Source organism: Photobacterium minamisatsumaniensis, from assembly GCF_050336695.1.
Taxonomy (GTDB): Bacteria; Pseudomonadota; Gammaproteobacteria; order Enterobacterales; family Vibrionaceae; genus Photobacterium; species Photobacterium minamisatsumaniensis.
In genome coordinates this window covers 1-24,633 of sequence record NZ_JAKJSI010000026.1, presented here as the reverse complement: position 1 = coordinate 24,633, position 24,633 = coordinate 1, and the positions used below count along the sequence as shown (strand labels likewise).

The window sequence follows — 24,633 nt, the reverse complement described above, 5'->3', positions numbered from 1 at the left end:
CGACGTTTATTGAAAACGTTGCTCTACAGGCCATTGCATTCGATGCCAATGCTTTCCTTGCTCATCGGTATAAACCGTGACGCGGTAACGTGCCGCATAGGGTAAATCAACACATTGTAGATAAGCAGCATCCTTTGGCATTGCAAGAAGCTGCCTCATTAATTGTTTCATGACACCAGAATGGGTAACAAGCAAAATACGTTGCCCATGAAGTTGATCAAGCAGTACTTGCCACGCTTTTTGTATACGCGCATCAAAATCAACAAGCTTTTCACCACCATGAGGTGTGGTCTGCCACGGATTCTCCCAATACTTGGTCAGTGAGTCGGCATGTTTTTGCCACAGCACGTTTTTATCTTGCCCATCCCACAGCCCAAAGCTTAATTCTTGCCATTGCTCTTGAGCCTGTACGGGTAATGACAAACCCTCAGCATACTGCTCCGCAAATACACGACAACGCGCTAAAGGTGAAGTTACAACTTGCTCAACATCATCTAACCCTTTAACAGCGAGAGACATTTGATCGAGTCCCTTTTCTGTTATGGCAAAATCTGTATGACCACGCAAACAGCCATCACCATCAGGTAGACCATGTCTTAATATATCAATGCGAGTGATAATTCCGTTACCCATACCAACCTCTTTTAACGGTTATCTTTCAATATTTGCGGTAATCCAGCCGTTACAAAAGTCACCTTGTCGACCTGCTGTGCAATCGCTTGATGTAGCCAGCCACTTTCATCCACAAAGCGGCGCGACATCTCACCCATAGGCACAATACCTTGGCCAACTTCGTTACTCACTAAAATAATGTGACCTTCAGCCGACGCAAGCGCTGCAAGTAGGTTTTCCTTCTGCTGCTGCCAGTCGATTTTCCCATCATCATTAAACAGGCAATTTGTTAACCATAAGGTTAGGCAATCAACTAATAAACAATGTTCAGGTTTGCTATAGCGCAGGATAACATCAGCTAAATCGAAAGGTTCTTCAACCACCAGCCACTCATTGGGGCGATCTTGGCGGTGACGTTCAATTCGCGCAGCCATTTCATCATCACCCGCAGTTGCTGTGGCAATGTAAATAACTGTTTTTCCTGATTGACTGGCAGACGACTCAGCCAGTCGGCTTTTTCCAGAGCGCGCCCCACCCAGTACAAGCTCTGTTATCGCTTGTTGTATTTTTGTACTCACGGCCTACCAACAACCTATTAACTAACTGCAATACACCATTGTAAGAGACTTTTATCGTACAACAAGAAATTTCATCGGCATTTTTTCCTATATAACAATGAAATAATAATAAATAATCGCTACTATCGCACGGCTCAAACTAGGGTATGACGCCCAGTATTATTTTAACTAACAACAATAACGAACCATTCATTATGTATAATTCAGCTATGCTTTGGCCAGACGGCCTAATTTGGTTTTTTCTCTTAATATCAATTATAAGCCTCTTCATTCGCCCGAAAGTGTGGCCCATTCCACTAGCGGCGTGCTTTATGGCTGCACTATGGCTTGAACGGCTTTCTTTTCCGGCGTTGATATATTCACTCATCGGGCTTGGTATTGCATTTTACTCTCGGTACCTCAATGGCTGGCAGAAAATAGTTTGCCACCTCACCGTCTTCTTATGGTCAATAGCACTCGTTTTACACTGGGTACCAGGGTTTAATAACCTACATGTATTAGACAAAGTCACGACAGGCTCCGATAGTATTCCTTTTACCCTCTACCTCAACCTAGACAAACCATTAATCATCTTTGCAATGTTGCTGCTCCTGCCCAACATGCTTGGTGAGCGTCGCTTAATCGAGCCAAAGCAAAAAGTGTTTTTAGCGGTACTTTTTAGCTTATTGCCAATCACAGCGTGGTTACTGGGAATAGTAAAACCTGAATTATCACTACCTTCATGGATATGGCTTTTTGCACTAAATAACTTACTACTCACCTGTGTAGCAGAAGAAGTACTCTTCCGTGGCTATTTACAGCGCCAAATGAGCCAATGGCTTTCACCATGGTTAGGGATTGCAGCTGCTAGTTTACTGTTTGGCCTAGCACACTTTGCTGGTGGAATTGAGTTTGTCATTGTCGCAAGTTTAGCTGGTGCTATGTATGGGCTTACTTATTTCTGGACAGGTAAATTATTGTGGGCGATATTGATTCACTTCAGTTTCAACCTTGTTCACCTACTCTTCTTTACCTATCCAATGGCCCTTTGATTTTTATTCTGCAGTAAAGTCATTGAAGATGAACGAAATCTGAATACTTGGCTCATCAATAATTCAGAACAGATGGTGTTTAATAGCACCATCAACACAAGGAGACTGAATTATGATTAAGAACATCGTTACTGCAATCGCTGCTGCCGCAATTATTCTTCCAACCACGGTATTAGCAGGCGAACATGAACAGAAAAATACCATTAACTATTCTGGCCCGGTAGATACCGTGACAGTTGCCAGTCTACTGGCCGATACGAGTATGTTTACAGAAAAAGACGCTGTGGTTGAAGGACGCTTAATCAAGCAAATCAATGCCGATACTTTTATCTTTAGCGATGGCACCAAAGAAATCCAAGTTGAAATTGACGATGATATCCGAATGCCACAAGCCATCAACGCAGACACGCGGTTACGTCTTTATGGAGAATATGAAGGTGGAAATACGCCTGAAATAGAAATTGACCGTATTCAACTGCTATAGGTCCACCGACATTTTAAGCCCTCTCTGTAGGGCTTTTCTGTATCGTTCATAAGAATGGACGATACCCTGAATCGATTATAATTAAACAATCACTTACTTATATTAGATTAAAGGCTCTATTAATAGTTATATYAATGAGGCAGATCACACCTCCGATGTGCAACATTTGCAAACATTTCTAGGTCTGCTTTTATAGGTATGCATGTTAAACTCGTGTTCAGCTGACGAGTTATAAGCTCTAAGAAGCGTGAATATAGGGGCCACGATGTCAGATTCTCTTTTGTTTCATAAAACTTACCTCCATCCAACGAGCAAAGAATGGGTTGTCTTTGTACATGGCGCAGGTGGTAGCTCTTCCATATGGTTTAAACAAATTAAAGCCTACAAACAACACTTTAACTTGTTGTTACTTGACTTAAGAGGTCATGGTCGCTCTAACAATATGTTCCAAGACATGATCAAAAACCCGTACACCTTTAAAACGGTAACAACGGATATTGTGCAGGTTCTAAATCACTTAAAAATCAAATCTGCTCACTTTGTTGGTATTTCTCTTGGCACCATTATCATTCGTAACCTTGCTGAATTAGCGCCTGAACGAGTAAAATCGATGGTGCTTGGTGGCGCAGTTACACGATTAGATGCAAAATCTCAACTTCTCGTACAAGCAGGAAATCTTTGTAAACACTTCATTCCCTACATGTGGCTCTACGGTTTATTTGCCTACGTTGTTATGCCACAACGTACTCAAAAAGAATCACGCTTATTGTTTATCAACGAAGCAAAAAAGTTATGCCAGAAAGAATTTAAACGCTGGTTTAAACTTGCAGCTGACGTCAACCCTATCATGAAGTATTTCAAAGAAAAGGATCTACCAATTCCGACGCTTTATCTTATGGGTGCAAATGACTATATGTTCATCAAACCTGTGAAAGAGATGGTAAGCAAACATAAAAACAGTTATCTCACCGAGTTTGACGATTGTGGTCATGTCTGTAACGTCGAAAAACCTGACGATTTTAACCAGCACTCTATCGAGTTTATTCAACGCCACCAGCAAATAGCCGCTTAACTAGCTCTGGTACCTTTGCTAAGTCGCGAAAACAAAAAAAGCAGCTAAGGCTGCTTTTTTTGATTGTTTTGGTTCCGAGCTATCACTACATAAGCTTGGCGCTTCCCAAGATGTTACGACCTAGAAATGAAGCCAGTTTCTCAGTTACCAGTGCTGGCTGTTCTAGGTTACTAATATGTCCTGCATCTGGGATAATGAAATATTCACTGCCTGTAATACCATCATGCATCAGTTGAGATTCAAGTACAGGCCTCACTCGATCTTGCGCCCCAACCATAATCAATGTTGGTAGTGCAAACATTTCTGCTAACTCGAAAGTATCACGGCGGCCAAACACCATACGGCCAACCTGTGCGAATGATTGTGCTTTTTCTGAATCAGACTCAGCCAACGCCTGCTTGAACTCCGACAAGTAATTGAGCGGCAGGTCTGTCTTTGCTGGTGAAAACTGAAGTGACGCAAAGAAATCAATAAATTCAGGTGTTAGCGCCTTTGCTTCATCTGCTTTTGCCATCATGTCGAAATATTTCGTATGAACAACCTCTGGCTCGAGGCCGACAAACGTGTCAAGCAATACAAGAGATTGAACGCGGCTTGGCGCTTGAATAACAAGTTCTGTTGCCCACATTCCGCCGGATGACAAGCCAACTAAAGAAAACTCTTCTACTTCTAATGAATCAACTAACGTTAGTATATCAGCAGCATAGTCAGCTAAAGTTCTTGTTGTTGCAGGGGCAATATCTGACAGTCCATGCCCCCAAAAATCAGGCACAATGCAACGGAATGATTGGCTTAACACTTCAATTTGAGGTGCCCACATTTGGCTATCCCACAAATAACTGTGACCAAAAACAACAACAGAGCCTTTACCAATATCTAGGTAATTCATGGTTTGCGTGCCAATGTTAAATGTTGCCATCTGCTCAATTTCCTTTCGAATTAATTACTGACTCAAACGCCTACTACAGGCAGGTTGGTATTTTTTAACTTAATTGTGCGTATTGATTTTCTAGCCTCTTTACACCCTGCTGATAGAACACCCAAGCAGTAATACCTGCCATAATGTTACCGACCATTGCACCAAGGAAAAGCCCGTGAAGGCCTCCAAGATATGCGCCGATCCAAATCAACGGTAAAAAACAAACAAAGAGGCGTAATGCAGAAATAAATAATGCACGCATTGGCAAAGCTAATGCGTTACACACTGATACCATCAACATACAAACACCCAACGGACCAAGGCTAATGGGTACCCATGTTAGATGAATGCTTAATACATCACGTACTGCTTCTTCACTGGTTAATAGTGTCGTCAATACGGGTGTCAGCAACAACAGTACCAAAGCAATAGCACATTGCCACACGAGAATAAATTTCACTGCAATTTTGATAAGTAGGCGGATACTTTGGATTTCACCACGCCCTAACATCCGACCAACCATAGGAGGCATCGACATAGTTAATGCCAAAATAACAACGATTGAGAAAAACTCCATTCTAGAGCCCAGTGCCCAAGCAGCAACAGTTGCCGCGCCAAAGCTAGCGACCAATTTTGTTGCCAGCATGGAAGACAGCGGCGGTAATAACTGGCTTAACATGGCTGGTGCCATCGTATTCCATAACTCTTTAATTGATTGGGTAATATCAAGCCCATCCCAATTAAAGGATAACCAATGCCGCTGCACCACTTTAGGGAAAACAGCAAGCATACCAATACCAAAAGCAATTACCGTTGCCCATGCTGCACCAACTAGTCCCATATCCAATGTGAAAATAAAAATTGGATCAAGGATCATATTCAAGATGCTAGTCACGACCATCATGATGCCCGGTAACATGGTATTACCATTTGCGCGGCATAAACTATAAGCAAAATACACCATTGCGCCAGTCCATGAACTTAACAGCCATGCAGGCCAATAGGCATCAATAATTGGGTAAACCGCATCAGGCGCACTTAACAATGATAAGATTTGGCCCCTTAAGCCCCAAATCATTAAGCAAATAGCAAAAACACTGATAGCCCCTGTCACTATAACCAAGCCTCCAAGTTGCTTGGCTCGCTGAGTGTCGCCCTTCCCTAATACGCGAGATATTAATGAGGTTGTTGCAATGCCAAGTCCAACCTGCAAGCCGATAATGACCATTTGCATAGGCAAGGTGAAACCCTGTGCTGCAAGCGGCAACACCCCTAACTGACCAATAAACGCACTGTCTACTAGCTGAAAACTAAGCAATGACAACACACCAAATAACATTGGCCATGTCATATTAAAAAGCTGACGTCCGAGGCTTAATTCGCCTAAGTCACTTGAGAGTCCTGATTGTCGCGCCGTTTTATTAGTCATAAAACCCTGCAATTTCGTTAAGATGAATCATGGTAGCTTCGTACCGTAGCCCAACAACCTTAAGTAAAAAAGCATAAAGTAACAATCAGTTAGAAAACATTACAAATGTAGTTAGGCTTAAGGTATGAAAAGAAGAATTTAATTTGGGGTAATTCGAAAACCGTAGGAATCTACTTTAATTACCCCAATATTTAGATTTTATACTGTAACCAATTTCACCAAGTTCGCAGGGCGATAATATACAGATTTAAGTACCTTACCTTGGCGAATAAGTTTACCATTTAGGTCGACGTCTTTTGCACATTTAGCGATAATAAATTCGCCTTTCTTGCTGCCCACAATCTCAACGCCTTGCTTAGCATAATATGCTTGAGTTTCTTCTAGCTCTTGCTCATTACGACAAACTTTGCTCATATTGCTTGAATGCACTTCATCCCAACAGGTAACGAAGTCAATATTAAGTCGCTGAGCAACTTGTAATAGCAGATCAACAAGGTAGCTAATACCAATATTGGCTTCTACTTTGCTATCACCTAGATGGACCAGACGACCCATTAACACATAAACAGAATCAACAATGGCATCAGCTTGTTCAACCAAAGAGTCTGCCTCTGCAAGCTCCGTTAATTCTTCAACCGCTAAAGAGGTGTGCAATGCATCTGCCTGCTCATTCAAGGTCGATGGTGACTCAATATCCAAATCAAAAGTACTGCGGAATTCGTGGATATCGCGGTATAAGTGGTCAAACAACGCTTGATCTAAAACAGCCAACTTCATGCAATGTTCCTTGTATGAAAAAATTTCCAGTTTAGCGCTGGTAGCGCTAAACTGACAAAAAAAATCAGTACCAGTCACAACGACAGATACTGATCCTTCACCAGCCAATCATTCAGCTGATGCATTTCGAAGTAATTAAAATGGTTTTGGTGCAAAACCCGTTACTTCTTTAATACCCATATCACGACCAAGAGCCGTCATTGGGTGTACAACTACTAGGCCTTTGACTGATTTTTTCAGCTTGCCCATATCAGCCTGCTCTGCTTTTGTAAGCGCACGCTTGAAAGGTAGCGATTTAACATCCGAGCCTTTTTCGCCTAAGTTACGTTTTTGCTTTGTTTTCAGGCTATTGATTTTTTTTGTGATAGAGTCAATTTCTTGCTTTGCCTGACCAGCGATTGCTTTATCGCCACGATCTACCGCTCCAGCCAATTTACGACGCAGCTTATCCAAACGGTTAGTTGCTTGCTGAAGCTCTTGATTTAAATTCATTCTGTTACCTTAAAATCATTCTACAACAAATTAGGCAGCATTCGCCCAAAATGATTGTTCAACCCGTGAGTATATATCAAGAAGATAACTTTTGTCGCAAGAATTCAAAAAATCATTTGGTTTTAAGCGATTCCTTTAAAATTAAGGCCCAGATAAGCAACACTCACATGGCTCGTATTTCTTACTTCTTTCATAAGGCATATCACTCAAGAACATAAGAATAATTTGCACAAATTATCATTGCACAAAAAGTACTTCGGAACTTAACATTTATCAAAAAATTGGCGTGCATAATCGATGACAGTCAAAAAACTATCTAAAGGGAAGAAGTACGATGTGTACTATTTGTAAAAATGAAACAGCTTCACAAAGAGTTAAGCGTAACGTTGTCGAGCACTACATTACACGGCGCAATAGCCTGAAATTTCGTTGCTATAGTTGCCATAACATTTTTTTTGTCGAAATAGGTACTGCGCTAGCTAAAGCTGGTTAGGTAGCAGTTCAACCGAAGACAGGTCTAGTTATAAGCTCAAATTGCATAAATAAAAAAGCCACAGCCTTTATACCTTCCTCATTAGGCCGTATAAAAGCAATGGCTTTTCTTATTAATCTAGTGCTAATAGCTTTTTGGTAAATTCAGCAAAGCCAAAACCACCAGGATTATCCATTACAACACTTGGGTGATAAGCCAAACGATCCCAATAATGTCGAATGTTCGAGACACCAACACTCTTTGGTAAGATTTCAAACATGTACTGGTCATTCATCGAGTCGCCGACATAACAAGCATGTTGAATAATTTCGCTTTCAGACAACCCTTTCTGTTTTAAGAAAGATGTTGCTGTCGCTTTCTTTGAATGCTCGCCATACCACGCATTAATATGTATTGAGCTTGCGGTCGCATGCGCCCCTAAAGCATGTATCTTTGAGACAATTTCTTCAATTATTTCGTCATCGACTTTGTCTCTGTTTTGGCCAATATCGATAGCAACTTCACATAAACGATAAGCCTGATCCAACGTTAACGACAATTCAGGATAACCCGCGAGGATTTCAAGTACCTGAACTTTTAATTTAGCTTGATTTTCGCTGATTTCTTCAAGTGGAGTACCAGAACGAAGGGTGAGATACCCTCCTTCTTTCTCCATGATAACCGCGCCATTCTCACCCAGCACCGCATCTACGGGCCATAGTTGCGCAATATGATCACACCAACCAGCACAAGCGCCCGTAACAGCAACCACTTTTTTTCCAGCATCTCGCAGTGTTTGTAGCGCTATCAACGTTTCTGGGGGCAATTGCCCTTTCCAGGTTAGCGTGTCATCAACGTCGGTTAATACCCACTCAATATCTTTCCACTCTTTACTGAGCTCATTGGTGATTTGATTCATTTTATACCTCTTAAAACGTCACAGACTACACGCTGTGGTTACAGCAAATTCGGTAAAAACATCACCAAACTTTCAGAAAATGTTAGCAGCATTAATACAGAAAACAGTGCTAGTAGCAGCGGTAAAACTTCCTTCACGAAGTCCACCATCTTCACTTTAAGTATTGAGCACACCGTGAACATCATTGACCCAAATGGCGGTGTAACCCCTCCTATCATAATGTTAACAATTACAATAATGCCAAAATGAACAGGGTTGACCCCAAGGTTAAGCACAGCAGGCAATAGCAGTGGCGTTAAAATAATCATCGCTGCCCCGCCTTCAATGAACATACCAACGACTAACAACAGTATGTTAATCAATAACAATAAAATTATTTTGTTATCTGTTAGTTCTATTAGCGCTGATGCAACGTTGTGAGGGATCTGTTCAAGCGTCATGTAATAGCCAAAGACCATTGCGCCAATAATAATAAACATAACGCTACTTGTGCCCTGCACCGTCTCACGCATGATCATAGGCAAATGACGAATTTCAAGCTGACGATAGATAAAGACACCAATGATAGTACACAGCAATACTGCTATCGCACCGGCCTCTGTCGGTGTAAATAAGCCGAAGCGCATCCCCAAAATAATCCCAAAGGGAATCAGTAACGCAGGGATCGCTTTAAAGAACGAATACCAACGCTCACGTCCTGATGCTGGCGCTGAACGCGAAGGTTTATAGTTACGTTTACGAGCGATAAAGGCGATGGTTACCATTAATGATATGGCCATCAAAAATGCAGGTACATAGCCCGCAATAAACATCTGATGTACAGATACATTTGCTAGCAGCGCAAAAATAATCAGGTTAATACCTGGTGGTATAACGGGGCTGATACTTGACGACGCTGCGGTTACCGCCGCGGTAAATGGCAAATCATAGCCACGTTTGGTCATTTCTGGTGCGAGTATTTTTGATTGCATTGCCGCATCAGCATTTGCTGAGCCTGAAATCCCGCCCATTAGGGTACTCAATGCAACGTTAACTTGTGCTAACCCCCCCGTTTTATGCCCTATCATTGCATCAGCAAAACTGAGCAAGCTTCTACTTATTCCAGCGTAATTCATCACAGAGCCGACCATGATAAAAAATGGTATGGCTAACAATGGGAATGATTCTGTAGAGCTAATGAATCGCTGCATCACAAGAGTGACAGGAATGGAGTTATTCAGAAAAAGAAAATACACCATTGAAGATGCAATTAGCGAGAAGGCAATGGGTATGTTCAGCAAGAACAATACAAATAGAATCAATATTGGTAAATAGCTTTCCATGTGAGCACCTAATTAATGAGAACGCTTAAGCGCTGCAATATCGTCTGCAATAAACTTTACGGTGTGGATTGCCATCAAAGCAAAGCACAAGAACAGCACACCATTAATGCTGAAATAAGACATACCCATAACAGGTGTCACTTTATTCGACAGCATCATGTATTGATAACTCAACACTGCCATTAAAATATTAAGACCGAGTAAAAACACTGACACGACAAGCTTAAACGGACGCTTTGCTTTTTGGGGAAGCATCGCAACAACCACATCCACTCCCATGTGGAGTTTATGCTTATAGCAAGAACTGATACCTAGATAGACAGCCCAAATGAAACAAATAACAGAGAGCTCTTCGCTCCACGGTACGACAAAACCAAAGCCATAACGCAGCACCACATTCACAATAACCACTAACACGGTAATTGAAATAGCAATCGACGCTAGAATTTCTTCAATATTTTTTAAGAAAAACACATTTATCTCCAATGAATTACCTTCAACAACTATGTTTAGGCAGTTCATGAATACCTGCCAGCGACACAATGGTAACTGGCAGGCATTAAACAATATTACTGAGCTGCGCGGATCGTCTCGAGTTCACTCATGATCGTTGCGTGGATACCTTCGCTCCATGTCGGGAACTGGTTATACACATCAGCAGTTAACTTGTTGAACTCATCAGAATTCACTTCGTTAAATGTAACGCCTAATTCTTCTAATTTTTGAGTATATTCAGCGTCAAGCTTAACAAGTTCTGAAGTATTTGATTTGACGCCGGCTTCAATCTCTTCATTGATGATTTGTTGTTGCTCTGGCGTGAACTTATCCCATACAGTCGGTGAGATATAAATACCAACAGAACCTAAGAAGTGCTTAGTCATCGACATATTCTTAGCGACTTCATAAATTTTTGTTGAATACATGGTTAGAATTGAACCTTCAAGGCCATCAACAACACCTTGCTGCACACCGGCATACGTTTCAGGGAATGGCAGCGATGCGGGTGCTGCGCCCATTGACGATAACGTACTAATAAACAGTTGGCTCTGAGGAACACGAATACGCATACCCTTCATATCTTCAGAGTTCACGATTTCTTTATTTGTGATCATATGACGGAAACCGAACATGTAATCAGCGTTCAGTACTTTGATGCCTTTTTCTTCTGCTTGATCTTTTAGACCCGCAACAAAATCAGTATCCATCATCGCTAGGTATTCATCATACGTGTTGTAAAGCATCGGCCCTGCAAGTGCCGCGAAATCTGGCACATAATCACCAAGATAAGTTAAATCTTCAACAGCAATCCAATTTGCACCATTTACAACTTGCTCGAGGTTGTCTTTATATACAGGTAACTGACCGCCTGGGAATACTTTGATGTTAACTGAACCGTCAGTTCGCTCTCGAATTGTATCTGTAACTTTTATTAGCTCTTGGGTTAATAATTCATTTTGCGTAAAAACAAGACTCATATTGATATCAATCGGCTCAACTGAAGCACCATCAGAAGACGCTTGATCTGCCTCACCACAACCAACAAGCAGCGCTGTTGCAGTAAGTACAGTACCTAATAGCTTTTTCATATTACATTCCCTTAAATTCATTCTTTAATCGCTCATCAAGATGGCGAGCAGTATGTCGACCAATTGTGACACTCATATGAACATTCATTTTATCAAAGTGAAAATACCGACTTTTATTTACCATTGCTGTGACTATCCACTTACTATTGGTAACTTAATGGTTAAATCATTCATATAATATTAGGATAAGTGCGCTGTAATATCGATGTAACACATCAGTATTAACGTTATGCAAACATTCAAATGAACATTAGTGAGAAAGTTATGATTTCAGGTCACCGTGGCGCCGCCGCTCTTGCTCCAGAAAATACGCTAGCAGGCATTGAGTGCGCTGCGAAAGTCGGCATTGATTGGGTTGAGGTTGATACACAACTTAGTGCTGACAATATTCCTGTTGTTATCCACGACAAAACCGTCAACCGCTGTACGAATGGCAAAGGCAAAGTGGGGAATCTTACGCTGCAGGAATTAAAGCAATTGGATGCTGGTTCTTGGTTTAGTGAGCAATTTAAAGGCGAGAAGATTCCAACACTGGCAGAAACACTCGACACTTGCCTACGTTTAAACTTAACGCTAAACCTTGAATTAAAAATTCACGACAATATTGAAGCTATCCCTTTAGTTGAACAGGTAGTCGCACTGATTAAAGAAAGCCGTTTCCCTATTGATAAACTCGTTTTTTCAAGTTTCAACCGAAATGCACTACTTCATTGTCAAACATTATTGCCAGAGGTAAGGCGTGGGTTTATCTGTGAAGTGTGGAATGACTTTAGTCTTGAATCAGTATTGCCGTTAGATCTTTACAGCATCCACATCGATCACAACATCCTGACACCAGCTATTGCTCAAAGCATTAAAAACGAAGATTTAATCCTAATGATTTGGACACTTAACCAACCAGAAAAAGCTAGCATGTTTACTGATATGGGTGTAGATAACGTCATCACAGATAAACCTAACTTGTTTAAACCACTTTCTCTATAAGGTAAGGCATGGAACTGAATCACCGCCAAAAGCAGATTCTAGCGACATTAAAAGCCCGAGAAGCCGTTCAGATTGATCATCTCGCTGAGCTATATTCGGTAACAACGCAAACAATTCGTCGTGATGTGAATCAGCTTTGCGAGCAAGGATTAGCTCGCCGAGTACATGGTGGTGTTAGCCTACCCGCGGCACTAACGAACACAAGCTATTTATTTCGTTCTGAGGTTGAGTCTTCAGCTAAAAATGCCATTGCACGTACTGTCGCACAACAGATATCCGATGGTTCAACTGTCATGATCGGAATTGGGACAACGGTTACTAAAATCGCTCAGCACCTTTTAGGTAAAAAATCGCTTCGAGTGATCACCAATAACTTACAAGTGGCTAAAATTTTAGAAGCCAATAAGCATATTGAAGTCTATCTCGCTGGCGGCCTAATGAGACGTGAACACCAAGACATAATGGGTAGTAGCGCAAATCAATTCCTTGCGGGGTTTGAAGCAGATATAGGGATTTGTGGCTGCGCTTCCGTCACTGAAAGTCATTTCGCGATGGAGCATGAATCACTTGAAGCGGATTTATCTCAAGCGATAATTGCTAACTCACAGCAGTGCTGGTTAGTTGCCGACTCAAGCAAATGGAGTCGTTTTGCAGCGGTCAAAGTTGCGCCCCTTTCACGTTTTGACCGAATTTATACAAATAAATGTAGCCTTCCGCACGATTTGAACATCAATTTATTGAAAGATGAATAACTTATCGTGCCAAATCGAGTGTTTTTTCTACAATTACCGTAAATAAGTCCCCACATCTCTTTATTATTACACTATAATCACCCACCATAATTTTGGTCAGGCACAGCCGTCTGCTTTAGGAATAAAGAATGTCATTTGCATCACAAAACTTTTCTCAAGAAATTGTGCGCGCACTCGATGAGTGTGGCTACGAGAAATTAACTCCCATTCAGCAGCAAGCGATACCACACGCTCGCCGCGGAAACGATATTCTAGCCAATGCCCAAACCGGTACTGGTAAAACAGCGGCTTTCTCTTTGCCGATCATTCAACAGATTGTTGATAAACCAAAATCGTCAGGTCGATTCAATGTCCGCGCGCTTATTCTAGCGCCAACCCGTGAGCTTGCAGCTCAGATTGCAAAGAACATTGAAGATTATACTAAATACACTGACGTCAAAACTGCTGCTATTTACGGCGGAACAAAAATGTCATCTCAAGAAAGAGTACTTGTGAAAGGCCTTGATGTTCTCGTTGCGACGCCAGGTCGTTTACTTGAGCACATGGAGCTTGGCAATGTATCACTGGCTAACCTTGAGTTCTTAGTATTTGATGAAGCTGACCGTATGCTTGATATGGGCTTCATTAGCGATATTCGCCGTATCATGGCCGACATTCGCACTCAGCCACAAACAATGATGTTCTCAGCGACTTCATCTAGCCAAATGAATGCATTGGCTGGTGACATTTTGCGTAAACCTAAACGTATTTCGGTCAGTGCTGAAAATACAACAGCAGAAACTGTTGCTCACGTTGTTTACCCTGTCGATGAAGATCGCAAGCGCGAACTATTATCTGAGTTAATTGGTAAGAAAAACTGGCAGCAGGTGTTGGTCTTTGTTAACTACAAAGAAAAAGCCAATGAGCTAGTGAAAGAGCTTAAGCTGGACGGTATCAAAGCGGTACTTTGTCACGGTGATAAAGCACAAAGTGCTCGCCGCCGTGCGCTTGATGAATTCAAAGAAGGCAAAGCACGCGTGATGGTTGCAACCGAAGTCGCTGCACGTGGCCTCGATATTCAAGGCCTACCACACGTTGTTAACTACGATATGCCTTTCCTAGCGGAAGATTACGTCCACCGTATTGGTCGTACAGGTCGTGCGGGTCAGCAAGGTCATGCAGTTTCTTTTGTTAGTCGCGAAGAAGAGCTAACACTGGTACAAGTTGAAAAACTCATTAAACAACGTATTCGTCGTGTTCAACTTGCAGGTTATGAACCAAAAAGCCGTGATGCACTTCTTGAAAAAATGCATTCTAAACCAGCATTTAAAGATCGCCGTGGCCGTACCAATAACCCAACAGCAGATCAATCTGACGCTGAGCGCCGCGCCCGCCTACGCCGTGCAGTGTTAAATAAATCAAAAATCACTAAGCTGAAAAAATAAGCATTAATTTTTCAGTATAATTACGAAAGGGAAGCTAATTGCTTCCCTTTTTATTTTCTCGATTGCGTTTGGAGACTACTTGTCTAAAAGGTGCTGCCGTAATGCTTCGCCTGGTATAGAGCTTTCCGTTTGAACCGCGAATGATGCCCACTTAGCGCCTTGTGCCATCGCCTCTTCGATAGACACTTTCTGAAGTAAGCCATTAATCACACCCGATGCAAACGCGTCACCCGCCCCTGTGGTATCCACGACGTTGGCTGAGCACGCAGATACAAAACACTCTCCACCATCAAAATAGGCCGTTGCGCCATGCTCCCCATTGGTAATAATAAAAAATTCCAACTGCTCGCCAGCCAATGACTGGGCATATTGCCAAGGTGTCAACGTTGTTCTACCAGAAAAATCTGATGTTGATGTGATCAGAATATGACATGGACGTTTAATATCCGTCTTTGGTAACTGCGCAACGATCATTGCATGGTCCAAGGCTTCCTCTGACCACATCGCCACCCCCTCTGCCGAGGAGTTTATATAAAGGGCATCCCAGTTCGAAAAATCAGGAGATTGGTCCAATACAAAATCAGGCCTTGCCGGTCGAATAATGGTGCGTTCACCATCGGGGGTCATTAAGAGCATCAATTCTGGTGTTACAATATCATTACGTTGTAACAGACTACAGTTCAAGCCTTGTAAACTCGCTTCTGCTAGTAACCAGTCAGCGGTTTCATCACGCCCTATTTGACTCACTAAGGCAACGTTATGACCCGCCCAGACAAGTCCAAGGCCAGTATTCGCCCCGCCACCTCCGAGCCGTCGACCTTTGTCTTGATAGTGATGGCGGCCTCCAGCTTCCAGCGGCTCTTCTAGTTGCAATACTCGGTCACAGTTCAGGTTTGCAATCAGCATAATATTTGCCACAAGACTCTCTCCTTTATATCTAGCTTCAATTACGCTAAAAAAATACAGTAAACAGTGCAAGTCTCAATGATCAAAAAAGCCACAACCTTCTCAAGTTATGGCCTTTCTTTGGTATCGTTGTTCAGCCTATTTTATTCGTAATCTTTGAAAGGGTTTTCTTGGGCTAATGGAATTTGCTTTGCAAACTCAGACAATGTAACAGCCTCTTGCGACAAAGACACTGAAGTTTCATCCATCACATTCTCACCAAAGTGATAACGAATGGTTTCTTCGCCTCGACATGCAGCTTGATCATTGGAGGTAGCGACTTGCTGTACTTGCGCATTACGTAAGTGATAAGCGGCAATAGCCTCTTCACCGTACTTATTGGTTAGCATTGCCATTGTTTGTTGAGGAGACAGTACAAGACCAGAGGCATTGTTACCACCAAACCCTTTTGCGTTAAGAATAACGGCTTTATAGTTTTCACCTTTATCACCAGCAAATGCATGATCAGTTAAAATATTAAGGTGAGACTGATGTACATCTGACGCTATGTGATCAATGGTTTTAATGCCTGGAATCCAACCGTATTGCCATACACCTAATGAGGCTATGAGCTGGTCACCGGGAGCGGTACTCATTGAGTGTCCAAGATATGATTTTACGGCGGTTACTGGCCAATTGTCGATTTCAAATGTCTTTGCTACTTCATTTAAAATATGACTTTCTGTCACGCGATTTTGTGGGGTGCCGGTACCATGTGCCTGAACATATGTTTGCTTAACACCTTCTTTGCCCAGAATCGCTTTTGCCAATGCCGCAGCCTTAGCCACTGTTACATAGTTACCCACGCCGGGTGCTGAGATAGACTTCTTATTCGCATCGGCATTAATGAAAATGTCCGCAACCGAACCATGAACACTCGCACCAAGCTCGAGGGCAAGTTCGTCATCCATCAACACAACAAATTGTGCAGACTCCGCCATTGTAAAACCAGCATTTGATGAAAATGGGCGGCAAGCACGTCGGTTGTCAACAATATCACTGTCATCAAGCGCTTTTAGCTGCTCGTCTTCAGCAAGTGCGCCCATCACCCGAAAACCTTCCATAATCTCAGATACAACAGGTGCTTCTGCATTACCAACAATGGCAACTTTAGCGTGGCCTTGTTGAATATCATTCATGCCTTGGCGTAAATTGTATAAGAAGGTCGCACATGCACCCATGTTGGTACCTGTCGTACCAACACTGTTAATGACATACCCATTTATAAAGTCAGCCGGCATTTCAGCTAACGACAGTGCCATCATCTTAGAACTAACCCGCCCCCCTGTTAACGGCGCGGCTAGCATGCCAGCGAGTGATTGGTCATCCACTTGCGCTAGTGCGCTGCCTGCGTATACAGAGACTTGATCAGGGTCGATATGCTTAAGTACTTCATCCCAATTTAAACCCAGTGAATTCAATGCATCTGATGCGCCATAGACTGTGAGTTTTAATCCTCGAGGGTGAAAGCGTGAATTGTATAATTTACCTGGGTCAAACCCTGTAGGAATATTACCGCCGCTACTTACTGGAAAGGAAACACGGTCTTCTAGCAATGCATTTAATTCGCCCGTAACCGTAATTTTTACTTTATTACCTTGCTCTTCAACGCACCAGTTGTCAGGAATTTTTGTCGGCAGTTTAGATTTACGTAAAGTGAATGAGATTTGCTCACTGTCACTATTCAATGCCGCTTTGTATTGATAAAGCAGTTGGTCTGGATCAAACGACTCAATGCGGCGAACTAGCGTACCTGCTTTAATGGCATTAATGATTTCATCATTAATTTCCACACCTTCACCAAACCCCATACGCTGAGCAAGATCTTGCCATGTCGATTGCATATCTGCATCAGACAATACATCTGCCACCATACGCTTATAGCTATGGAAACCAGAACTTCGTCCAGCAGCATTCATGCCACCGAAACCGACAATCAAAGGTAACTTTGTCATCCTAAACCTACATCAATACTTTTTAGGCTGTTAGATTATCAATTTACGCTGTTCAATCACCCCACATTTATGCCATTATCACTGCCATACAGGCCATTTTGTCATAACCATTCTCATTTGGTCATTATTGAAGCAGTTAGGCATTTTATGAAAGTCGGATTTCTCCTCTATGAGCGTGCACTCATCACAGGTATTTCTCTCGCCGCAGAAATGTTGAATAGTGCCGCGAGCTTACGTAGCCGTAAAAGTCAGCGCCAGTCACCATTTGAAATTAAACTCATTGCGCCAACATTAGAGCCAACAAAGGTAACTGCTGGACTAAAAATTCAGCCTGATATGACTTATGATGATGATCAGCCTTTTGATATTTTAATCTTGCCGCCAATGTGGGGAAACCCACAACAATCAATGCGACGTACGCCAAATATTATTAATTGGCTTCAAACACAGTATCAGAAAGGTGCAAAACTGGTCGCAACAGGCACAGGTGTGGTTTGGCTTGCCGAAACAGGCTTACTTGACCATCAGGTTGCAACAACACACTGGTATTACTTCGATAACTTCACTGCCCGCTACCCACATGTACGCCTTAATCGACAGGCCTCTATCACAGCTGCGAATGGGATTTACTGCACCACCAGTATTAACTCTCAGTCTGAAATGATTTTATATTTAATCGCTGAGTCTTTCGGGCAAAAAATAGCCAATACGATAGAGACTCACTTTGGTCACGAAATTTCAAAATCAACGCAGCAGCCGTTCTACCAAATTGGCGGCCAACTTCAGTTCGATGAGTCTATCGCACTCGCACAAGATTGGATGAAGCGAAACCTATCACACCCCATAACCGCTCAGGCTGTTGCTGAACATTGCCAACTTCCACTTCGTAGCTTTAATCGTAAATTCAAAGACCAAGTCGGTGAAACACCCCACCAATTTTTACAACGCTTAAGAATGGATGCTTCACAGCAACTACTAAGGGACTTTGGAATGTCAGTACAAGAGGTTGCTGAGCAAGTTGGCTATAAAGACGCCTATCACTTTTCTACGCGCTTCCAGCAGCAGTTTAGCCTGACCCCTAGCGAATATCGACGAATGGTGAAAACGAAAATTTATAACCCATAGGCCGTATTGACGTCTGCACATAATTTTATTGTTGTTTTGTTTCTGTATTAAGACACATATTTTCTACCTTCTATCACTATGCTTGCTTTACGTGGTTTTTAAGGCTGGTAGTATGTGTCGTCTAATATTTATATTCTGTAATCTTTTTATGGGGCTTAATTCAAGCTTTATTCATGCCGAAGTTCTTCCTACGAGCCATACATCACTCTCACCCAATAAATGTCGACTTGATATCTATCATTTAGTCAAAGACGATGAATATTTATTTACCCCGAATTTGCAGTTAGCACTGATAACCGAAAATAATATTCATCATCGTTACGTCGCGATCAAGGCCAATATCAAGCATCCAACTGGATTTGAAAATATTGGATATTATCGCTCAGGTAGTCCTGTAGAAATCTTTACAGCCAATTGGCGCAATAATGGTACAAAGCACACGGTAACAAGACTTGTTATGCTTGGGGGAACAAGCGATAAACAAGCCTTTGATGTGTTACTAGGGTTAATTAACCAAGATAAAGGTCATTTCGAGTTAAGAAATCATAATAAAACATATCGCTTCAATGCGGATAACAGTGACATTATCAAGTTCGTTGATTGTATAAATACTCATTACAATTAACTCGCAAAATCAATGCGGTAATAGCGTTGTATATACTTATCACATCGAATCTTATCTGCAATAATATTGACTGAAGCTTTAAACAGAATTGAAGATGGGGGCAGTTCTGAAAAATGTAACTGCAATAAACCGAAAACAGACCGCTCAAAACCTGGAGAAGAAGTACCGTGTCGACTTAAGTCAACGATCCTTTCAACAACCTCATCAACATCATATTTTTTAACTGTTCCATGATGTACCTTTTGGGCATCTAACAGGTGGATTAGAACACCTTTAATTTCACTAACTGTTTTGGAACAAATCATAATGATTGGTCAGTTTTGCATACCTAGAGACGATAGACAGATTCTCAATATGCAACCTTAATGCTCACTGAACAACCAAACACTTTTAGATTATAAAAATTGATATCCCTTTCAACTATTTAATTATTCTGCGAACAAATATACATACTCCATCTATCTATCAAAGAAATAACGAATCCCATAAAGATCAAATTTGTGATGAAGATCAAATAAAATTTGATTTATTCACGAGAGATTCATAAGTAAACTCCAACTGAAAATTGAGGCTATACGCCTTGCCTACCGCTTTTTAGGATCTAAAAAGATTACACTTGTAAGGACATGCCGTTTGAACCTTTCGATAAAGAATAAACTTTGTCTGACATTTGCCGTTATCATACTGCTTATTTCAGCTATCCAAACATGGTTAACCAGTGAACGCTTAATTGCTGACGCTAATCGCTCTACAAAGCAACTTGCAACATCACTAAGCCAGTCAACAGTAGGTACTATTAATCAATGGTTAACAAATAAGGCATTAGTTACAAAGTCTGCTATTAATGGGTTTAATCAAACCACAGATCCTATCCCAGAGCTTGCCCAAGCCATGAATGCCGGTGGGTTTGACTTAGTTTATGCCGGTAAACAAAATGGCGAGATTATTATAAGTAAAGAAATCTCTTTTCCTGATGATTATGATCCTCGCCAACGCCCGTGGTACATCGATGCAACAGCAAAAAATGGCACTATCGTTACAATGCCCTACATTGATGCTTCAACAGGCCAGCTTGTTATTACGCTTGCTGAACCCTTTACTGCGCAGTTCGCACAAGGCGTTATTGCCGCAGATATGTCTATAGACGCGTTAGTGCAAGAGATTTTATCGGTAAATCAAACTGGCATGTATGCCATGTTATTAAGTGGTGATGGTTCAATCATTGCTCATCCAGATTCATCATTAACACTTCAACCGTCAACACGCGCCAGCCAAGATCTAAACCAAACCAGTATCAAAAGACTAGGCAACAGCCTTGAATTAGCTGAGATGGTTGTTAGTGGACAAGAAAGCCTAGTTAGTATCCAGCAGGTGCCTAATACCAATTGGTATTTCGCATTAGTGTTAGATACCGATATCGCATTTGACCATATTGATGACGCTTTATTTGATGCATTGATCATGACGTTATTACAGCTAATTATCGTCATTGGCGCAGCACTTGTACTGATCGGCCGTGCGCTAAAGCCACTAGGCCAACTATCAAATGCAATGAAAGATCTCGCGGAAGGCAACGGTGATTTAACGCATCGTTTAGCTTTCGATAATAAAGATGAGATTGGTCATTTAGGCAACTACGTGAATGCCTTTATCGAAAAGCTTCACGTTTCAGTCTCTGGGATTTCTAACTCCACAGAGCACCTTTCCCAACAAGCCAAAACCAGCCAAACTCTGGCAACAAAAACAAGTGAAGCATTAGTACATCAAGTCGGTGAGATAACTCAGATTGCAACCGCCATTCATGAAATGTCTGCTACTGCGCAAGAAGTTGCAAGCCACGCTGAACAAACGGCAAGTGCTGCTGTTGCTTCACATAATAGTTGTAACGATGGTAAAGCGGTTATTAGCCGCAATCAAACGTCAATTACAGACCTAGCAAATCATGTTGAAGACGCTGCAACTATCATTAAAGAATTAGAGAATAACGCGCAGGGTATTAATGCTATTCTTTCAACAATTCAAGGTATTGCAGAACAAACTAATTTGCTGGCATTAAATGCCGCTATCGAAGCAGCACGTGCTGGTGAACAAGGACGAGGATTTGCTGTTGTTGCCGACGAAGTGCGTGTTCTATCTCAGCGAACACAAAGCTCAACTGAAGAAATTCGTAGTATGATTGAAACGCTACAACGTAATACCCACAGTGCAGTTGAAACAATGCAGCAAAGCCAAGACCTAGCAACAGGTAGCGTTGAAGAAGCTAGCAATGCCACTATAGCGCTAGAACAAATCACAACGTCTATTGAACATATCTCCGACATGGCAACACAAATATCCAGTGCGGCAGAAGAACAACGTGCCGTTGCAGAAGAGATTAGCCGTAATACTCAGGCAGTGAACGATGTTTCAGACCAATTATCTGTTGAAGCAAAGCAATCACAGCAACTTTCAGAAGAGTTGAATGAAATTGCAGGTCACTTAGGTAGTGAAGTCAAAAAGTTTAAGATTAACTAAGGTGCTATAAACCATTCAATAGTCCTTAGCTATCATCACTTTAGGTATTGAACAACAAAGAAGATGAAGCACTGAGCGTGGATACGTTTGGTGCTTTCTTTTATTGGGGTGCAGTAAATTGTGTATTTTCAGCATAACGAGTATTCATTAATTATACTGATTTAATTATGTTCAATGAGTGATTCGACTATAAACCCAGCATTAGCGTTAAGATCTACCTGCTTCTGTAATAAAAGTTCAAATTCGTCAGCTGGCATGGGTTTGCTAAATAAATAACCTTGACCAAAATCGCAACCTTTCACTTTTAAATAGTCTATGTGCCATTGCTCTTCTATACCTTCAGCTACCACTCTTAAGTTTAACGCTTTTGCCATAGCTATGATGGCATTAACCAACTCACGATCAGCATCGTTTTCGTGCATATCAAAAAGAAAACTACGATCAATTTTCAATCTATCAAATGGAAACTTCTGTAAATAGCTTAATGCTGAATACCCCGTTCCAAAATCATCAATCGTGAGCTGTACCCCCTTTGATTGTAACCTATTCAATAAACGAAGAACTTCCTCGTTGTGATCAAACAATAGACTTTCTGTCACTTCAATATCGAGCTTGTTCGCAGGTAAACCAGATTGTAATAATGCATAACGTATTTGCTTATATAGTTTGTCACAATACCTAAATTGAACACTCGAGAAGTTTATCGAAATATTCAGAGGTAAAATACTTTGCCATTTTGCAGCTTGCGTACAGGCTTTATTAAGAGCTAGCTCTCCTAGAGGATGTATTAACCCATTTTTTTCAGCGAGAGGAATAAACTCTTCAGGTGATATAAAGCCGAGTTTTTCATCATTCCAACGCATTAAGGCTTCAGCCCCTACTATATGATTTGTTGCTAAATCAACAATTGGCTGATAGTACAGTTCTAACTCCTCATTGCTGATTGCTTGACGCAGCCTAGCATCGAGATCTAAGTTTCGTTGTACATCAATGTTCATGTCTGACGTATAAAAATTAAACCCATTTCGACCTTCTTGCTTCACGCGATACATTGCAGTATCAGCATTGGCTAATAGCTGCTCTGCATTGTTACCATCTTGTGGGTATATCGAGAGACCAATGCTTGTTGAAAGAAAAACTTCCTGATTGTGCCAGATAAAAGGCTTATCAAACAATGTCAGAATCGCCGAAGCCATTAATTTTGCTGAACGAACACTTTTAAAATCTGGAATGATCAGTAAAAATTCATCCCCACCCAATCGAGCTAATACATCTGATTGACGTACCGAATATAACAATCTATTCGTGCCTTGCTGCAAAATATAGTCACCTGCCAAATGACCTAATGTATCGTTAATTTTTTTAAAGTTATCAATATCAATAAACATAACCAACAAAGTTGAATGATTACGTTTAGCCTTCAACAGCTCTTTCTCTAATCTTTCATTGCCATATTTACGATTCGGTAATCCTGTCAGCGCATCATGTGTTGCTTGATAAGCTAACATATCTTCAGATTCCCTACGCTTTTCAATTTCTTCAATTAAYCGCTGATTCTGGGCTGAAAGTAATCGCTGCTGTTTATGGCTGACTTTAATTTTAGTTTTTAATGTAATATTAGCGTTATTAATAATAAAGATATACATCACCCCTAAAACGACGGGTACAGCAAGGAATGACAAGCATGCGATGAACCAACCAGAAGTATAAAAGTCTTTTTCATTCACAGGTTCGAACCACGTCTTCAGTTTAAATGGTGTATTCTCTATTTGGCTTTCAAAATAAATTTTGTTTTCTAGCTCTGCTGCTTCAAGCGCCGAATCACCTTTGTCTAATGAATTCCATATTAAGATATCGCCTTTATCGGTCACTAGCTGCATTCTGCTGTGACCTTCTTCATATTCTTGCGCAGTTAACTGATCGATAATGACTTGATTATTTATGACTGCAACTAAGAATGCTATAGGTTTACCAGCATGTTGAACCCGTTTAATGAGTTGAATATGAAGACCACTATCACTTCTCACCGTGCGAATTCTAAATTCATCTTCACTAAACACTGGATATTTATCTTGGTCGATATTCAGCGGTTCTTGTGACTTTGTCTTCGCAATAACTGTACCGTTATAACCAATTAAACTAATATGGTCATATACCGGTTTACCTTTGATTTCAGTATTAGTAACCAATAATTCAAACTCTCTATTGAGCTTAAATAAACTAGCACCTAAACCGTACTTCATTGACATACCGGATGCTACATTGGAAAAAAAAACCTCTATGGTTTTATCTTCTGTAAGATCAGATAACTCATCTTGAGTAACGCTAAAAAAATACTCAAGCACTCTATCATAGCTATGAACTTTTAAACTTAATTCACTAAACTGCGACTCTTTCAGACGAGTTTGCCCAAGATTAGTCACGGCCAAGATCAACACTAAATATGCAGACAATAATGCTGCAGTAAGAATAATTAAGCTACGACTTGATAGCTTGTGCTTCCATTTATTCATAAATCCTTAGTTGTACCATCCATGAAATAATCGCCATAAAAATAAAATATTGATGGATAATGTTTTTTTACTAGTTTTTGAAAACTACCATCCTTTCTTATTC

At 41.2% G+C, this 24,633-nt stretch carries 23 protein-coding genes; 9 read left to right on the top strand and 14 right to left on the bottom strand.

The annotated features are described in order from the left end of the window. Positions 1 to 6: 6 nt before the first annotated feature. Positions 7 to 633, bottom strand: a complete 627-nt coding sequence (locus tag L4D78_RS14475) for a histidine phosphatase family protein (RefSeq protein ID WP_428467579.1) — start codon at positions 631 to 633, stop codon at positions 7 to 9. Between the two features lie 11 nt (positions 634 to 644). Continuing rightward, complete coding sequence (cobU, locus tag L4D78_RS14470; RefSeq protein ID WP_428467578.1) at positions 645 to 1,190, bottom strand: bifunctional adenosylcobinamide kinase/adenosylcobinamide-phosphate guanylyltransferase; 546 nt, start codon at positions 1,188 to 1,190, stop codon at positions 645 to 647. Positions 1,191 to 1,501: 311 nt separating this feature from the next. Between cobU and L4D78_RS14465 the strand changes: the two genes are divergently transcribed. The 3 genes from L4D78_RS14465 to L4D78_RS14455 all read left to right on the top strand — a co-directional run bounded on the left by L4D78_RS14465 (position 1,502) and on the right by L4D78_RS14455 (position 3,777). Next, positions 1,502 to 2,221, top strand: a complete 720-nt coding sequence (locus L4D78_RS14465) for a CPBP family intramembrane glutamic endopeptidase (protein WP_428467577.1) — start codon at positions 1,502 to 1,504, stop codon at positions 2,219 to 2,221. A 115-nt stretch (positions 2,222 to 2,336) separates the two neighbouring features. Next, positions 2,337 to 2,705: a YgiW/YdeI family stress tolerance OB fold protein gene (locus tag L4D78_RS14460; RefSeq protein ID WP_428459662.1), complete on the top strand. Its 369-nt coding sequence runs from the start codon at positions 2,337 to 2,339 to the stop codon at positions 2,703 to 2,705. 265 nt (positions 2,706 to 2,970) lie between these two features. After that, positions 2,971 to 3,777, top strand: coding sequence for an alpha/beta fold hydrolase (locus L4D78_RS14455; protein WP_428459631.1), 807 nt, complete (start codon positions 2,971 to 2,973; stop codon positions 3,775 to 3,777). Positions 3,778 to 3,862: 85 nt separating this feature from the next. On the opposite strand, the gene L4D78_RS14450 is transcribed toward L4D78_RS14455, so the two are convergent. The 8 genes from L4D78_RS14450 to L4D78_RS14415 form a co-directional block, all read right to left on the bottom strand. Beyond that, entirely contained in the window at positions 3,863 to 4,696 is an 834-nt protein-coding gene (locus tag L4D78_RS14450; RefSeq protein WP_428467576.1) for an alpha/beta fold hydrolase, read from the bottom strand. A 64-nt stretch (positions 4,697 to 4,760) separates the two neighbouring features. Next, positions 4,761 to 6,125 (bottom strand): MATE family efflux transporter, encoded by a 1,365-nt coding sequence (locus tag L4D78_RS14445; protein ID WP_428467575.1) that lies wholly within the window; start codon positions 6,123 to 6,125, stop codon positions 4,761 to 4,763. A 198-nt stretch (positions 6,126 to 6,323) separates the two neighbouring features. Next, positions 6,324 to 6,902: a nucleoside triphosphate pyrophosphohydrolase family protein gene (locus L4D78_RS14440; RefSeq protein WP_428467574.1), complete on the bottom strand. Its 579-nt coding sequence runs from the start codon at positions 6,900 to 6,902 to the stop codon at positions 6,324 to 6,326. A gap of 135 nt (positions 6,903 to 7,037) precedes the next feature. Further along, complete coding sequence (locus tag L4D78_RS14435) at positions 7,038 to 7,394, bottom strand: YibL family ribosome-associated protein (RefSeq protein ID WP_428467573.1); 357 nt, start codon at positions 7,392 to 7,394, stop codon at positions 7,038 to 7,040. A 605-nt stretch (positions 7,395 to 7,999) separates the two neighbouring features. After that, positions 8,000 to 8,785, bottom strand: a complete 786-nt coding sequence (locus L4D78_RS14430; RefSeq protein ID WP_428467572.1) for an HAD-IIB family hydrolase — start codon at positions 8,783 to 8,785, stop codon at positions 8,000 to 8,002. Positions 8,786 to 8,823: 38 nt separating this feature from the next. After that, entirely contained in the window at positions 8,824 to 10,107 is a 1,284-nt protein-coding gene (locus tag L4D78_RS14425) for a TRAP transporter large permease (RefSeq protein ID WP_428467571.1), read from the bottom strand. A 12-nt stretch (positions 10,108 to 10,119) separates the two neighbouring features. Then, positions 10,120 to 10,581, bottom strand: coding sequence for a TRAP transporter small permease (locus L4D78_RS14420; RefSeq protein ID WP_428467570.1), 462 nt, complete (start codon positions 10,579 to 10,581; stop codon positions 10,120 to 10,122). A gap of 95 nt (positions 10,582 to 10,676) precedes the next feature. Next, on the bottom strand, positions 10,677 to 11,693 hold the full coding sequence (locus L4D78_RS14415) for a C4-dicarboxylate TRAP transporter substrate-binding protein (RefSeq protein ID WP_428467569.1): 1,017 nt from the start codon (positions 11,691 to 11,693) through the stop codon (positions 10,677 to 10,679). A 264-nt stretch (positions 11,694 to 11,957) separates the two neighbouring features. Here L4D78_RS14415 and L4D78_RS14410 point away from each other — a divergent pair, with 264 nt between their 5' ends. The 3 genes from L4D78_RS14410 (at position 11,958) to L4D78_RS14400 (ending at position 14,853) form a co-directional block, all read left to right on the top strand. After that, positions 11,958 to 12,677, top strand: a complete 720-nt coding sequence (locus tag L4D78_RS14410; RefSeq protein ID WP_428467568.1) for a glycerophosphodiester phosphodiesterase family protein — start codon at positions 11,958 to 11,960, stop codon at positions 12,675 to 12,677. 8 nt (positions 12,678 to 12,685) lie between these two features. Continuing rightward, positions 12,686 to 13,429 carry a DeoR/GlpR family DNA-binding transcription regulator gene (locus L4D78_RS14405; RefSeq protein ID WP_428467567.1) on the top strand — a complete coding sequence of 248 codons (744 nt, stop codon included), beginning with the start codon at positions 12,686 to 12,688 and terminating at the stop codon, positions 13,427 to 13,429. 128 nt (positions 13,430 to 13,557) lie between these two features. Further along, positions 13,558 to 14,853, top strand: coding sequence for a DEAD/DEAH box helicase (locus L4D78_RS14400; RefSeq protein ID WP_428467566.1), 1,296 nt, complete (start codon positions 13,558 to 13,560; stop codon positions 14,851 to 14,853). A 75-nt stretch (positions 14,854 to 14,928) separates the two neighbouring features. Here L4D78_RS14400 and L4D78_RS14395 read toward each other — a convergent pair whose 3' ends face one another. Continuing rightward, positions 14,929 to 15,771 (bottom strand): PfkB family carbohydrate kinase, encoded by an 843-nt coding sequence (locus L4D78_RS14395; protein WP_428467565.1) that lies wholly within the window; start codon positions 15,769 to 15,771, stop codon positions 14,929 to 14,931. A gap of 131 nt (positions 15,772 to 15,902) precedes the next feature. After that, positions 15,903 to 17,753, bottom strand: a complete 1,851-nt coding sequence (locus L4D78_RS14390; protein WP_428467564.1) for a beta-ketoacyl synthase — start codon at positions 17,751 to 17,753, stop codon at positions 15,903 to 15,905. Between the two features lie 147 nt (positions 17,754 to 17,900). Here L4D78_RS14390 and L4D78_RS14385 point away from each other — a divergent pair, with 147 nt between their 5' ends. Beyond that, positions 17,901 to 18,878, top strand: a complete 978-nt coding sequence (locus L4D78_RS14385) for a GlxA family transcriptional regulator (protein ID WP_428467563.1) — start codon at positions 17,901 to 17,903, stop codon at positions 18,876 to 18,878. A gap of 112 nt (positions 18,879 to 18,990) precedes the next feature. Further along, a complete protein-coding gene (locus L4D78_RS14380; RefSeq protein ID WP_428467562.1) occupies positions 18,991 to 19,503 on the top strand; it encodes a hypothetical protein in 513 nt (170 codons plus the stop codon). Here the strand turns inward: L4D78_RS14380 and L4D78_RS14375 are convergent. Then, positions 19,500 to 19,808: a hypothetical protein gene (locus L4D78_RS14375; RefSeq protein WP_428467561.1), complete on the bottom strand. Its 309-nt coding sequence runs from the start codon at positions 19,806 to 19,808 to the stop codon at positions 19,500 to 19,502. The two genes, L4D78_RS14380 and L4D78_RS14375, sit on opposite strands and share 4 nt — an antisense overlap. Before the next feature lie 328 nt (positions 19,809 to 20,136). On the opposite strand from L4D78_RS14375, the gene L4D78_RS14370 reads away from it, so the two are divergent. Next, on the top strand, positions 20,137 to 22,017 hold the full coding sequence (locus L4D78_RS14370) for a methyl-accepting chemotaxis protein (RefSeq protein WP_428467560.1): 1,881 nt from the start codon (positions 20,137 to 20,139) through the stop codon (positions 22,015 to 22,017). Positions 22,018 to 22,178: 161 nt separating this feature from the next. On the opposite strand, the gene L4D78_RS14365 is transcribed toward L4D78_RS14370, so the two are convergent. Continuing rightward, a complete protein-coding gene (locus tag L4D78_RS14365) occupies positions 22,179 to 24,530 on the bottom strand; it encodes a putative bifunctional diguanylate cyclase/phosphodiesterase (RefSeq protein WP_428467559.1) in 2,352 nt (783 codons plus the stop codon). Positions 24,531 to 24,633: the final 103 nt, after the last annotated feature.

What these genes read in the sequence shown, in the direction of transcription:
- L4D78_RS14380 (WP_428467562.1), top strand. Translation starts at nt 18,991, where the DNA reads ATGTGTCGTCTAATATTTATATTCTGTAATCTTTTTATGGGGCTTAAT.
- L4D78_RS14430 (WP_428467572.1), bottom strand. Translation starts at nt 8,785, where the DNA reads ATGAATCAAATCACCAATGAGCTCAGTAAAGAGTGGAAAGATATTGAG.
- L4D78_RS14435 (WP_428467573.1), bottom strand. Translation starts at nt 7,394, where the DNA reads ATGAATTTAAATCAAGAGCTTCAGCAAGCAACTAACCGTTTGGATAAG.
- L4D78_RS14445 (WP_428467575.1), bottom strand. Translation starts at nt 6,125, where the DNA reads ATGACTAATAAAACGGCGCGACAATCAGGACTCTCAAGTGACTTAGGC.
- L4D78_RS14425 (WP_428467571.1), bottom strand. Translation starts at nt 10,107, where the DNA reads ATGGAAAGCTATTTACCAATATTGATTCTATTTGTATTGTTCTTGCTG.
- L4D78_RS14440 (WP_428467574.1), bottom strand. Translation starts at nt 6,902, where the DNA reads ATGAAGTTGGCTGTTTTAGATCAAGCGTTGTTTGACCACTTATACCGC.
- L4D78_RS14415 (WP_428467569.1), bottom strand. Translation starts at nt 11,693, where the DNA reads ATGAAAAAGCTATTAGGTACTGTACTTACTGCAACAGCGCTGCTTGTT.
- L4D78_RS14450 (WP_428467576.1), bottom strand. Translation starts at nt 4,696, where the DNA reads ATGGCAACATTTAACATTGGCACGCAAACCATGAATTACCTAGATATT.
- L4D78_RS14465 (WP_428467577.1), top strand. Translation starts at nt 1,502, where the DNA reads ATGGCTGCACTATGGCTTGAACGGCTTTCTTTTCCGGCGTTGATATAT.
- L4D78_RS14385 (WP_428467563.1), top strand. Translation starts at nt 17,901, where the DNA reads ATGAAAGTCGGATTTCTCCTCTATGAGCGTGCACTCATCACAGGTATT.
- L4D78_RS14375 (WP_428467561.1), bottom strand. Translation starts at nt 19,808, where the DNA reads ATGATTTGTTCCAAAACAGTTAGTGAAATTAAAGGTGTTCTAATCCAC.
- L4D78_RS14410 (WP_428467568.1), top strand. Translation starts at nt 11,958, where the DNA reads ATGATTTCAGGTCACCGTGGCGCCGCCGCTCTTGCTCCAGAAAATACG.
- L4D78_RS14390 (WP_428467564.1), bottom strand. Translation starts at nt 17,753, where the DNA reads ATGACAAAGTTACCTTTGATTGTCGGTTTCGGTGGCATGAATGCTGCT.
- L4D78_RS14405 (WP_428467567.1), top strand. Translation starts at nt 12,686, where the DNA reads ATGGAACTGAATCACCGCCAAAAGCAGATTCTAGCGACATTAAAAGCC.
- L4D78_RS14455 (WP_428459631.1), top strand. Translation starts at nt 2,971, where the DNA reads ATGTCAGATTCTCTTTTGTTTCATAAAACTTACCTCCATCCAACGAGC.
- L4D78_RS14475 (WP_428467579.1), bottom strand. Translation starts at nt 633, where the DNA reads ATGGGTAACGGAATTATCACTCGCATTGATATATTAAGACATGGTCTA.
- L4D78_RS14400 (WP_428467566.1), top strand. Translation starts at nt 13,558, where the DNA reads ATGTCATTTGCATCACAAAACTTTTCTCAAGAAATTGTGCGCGCACTC.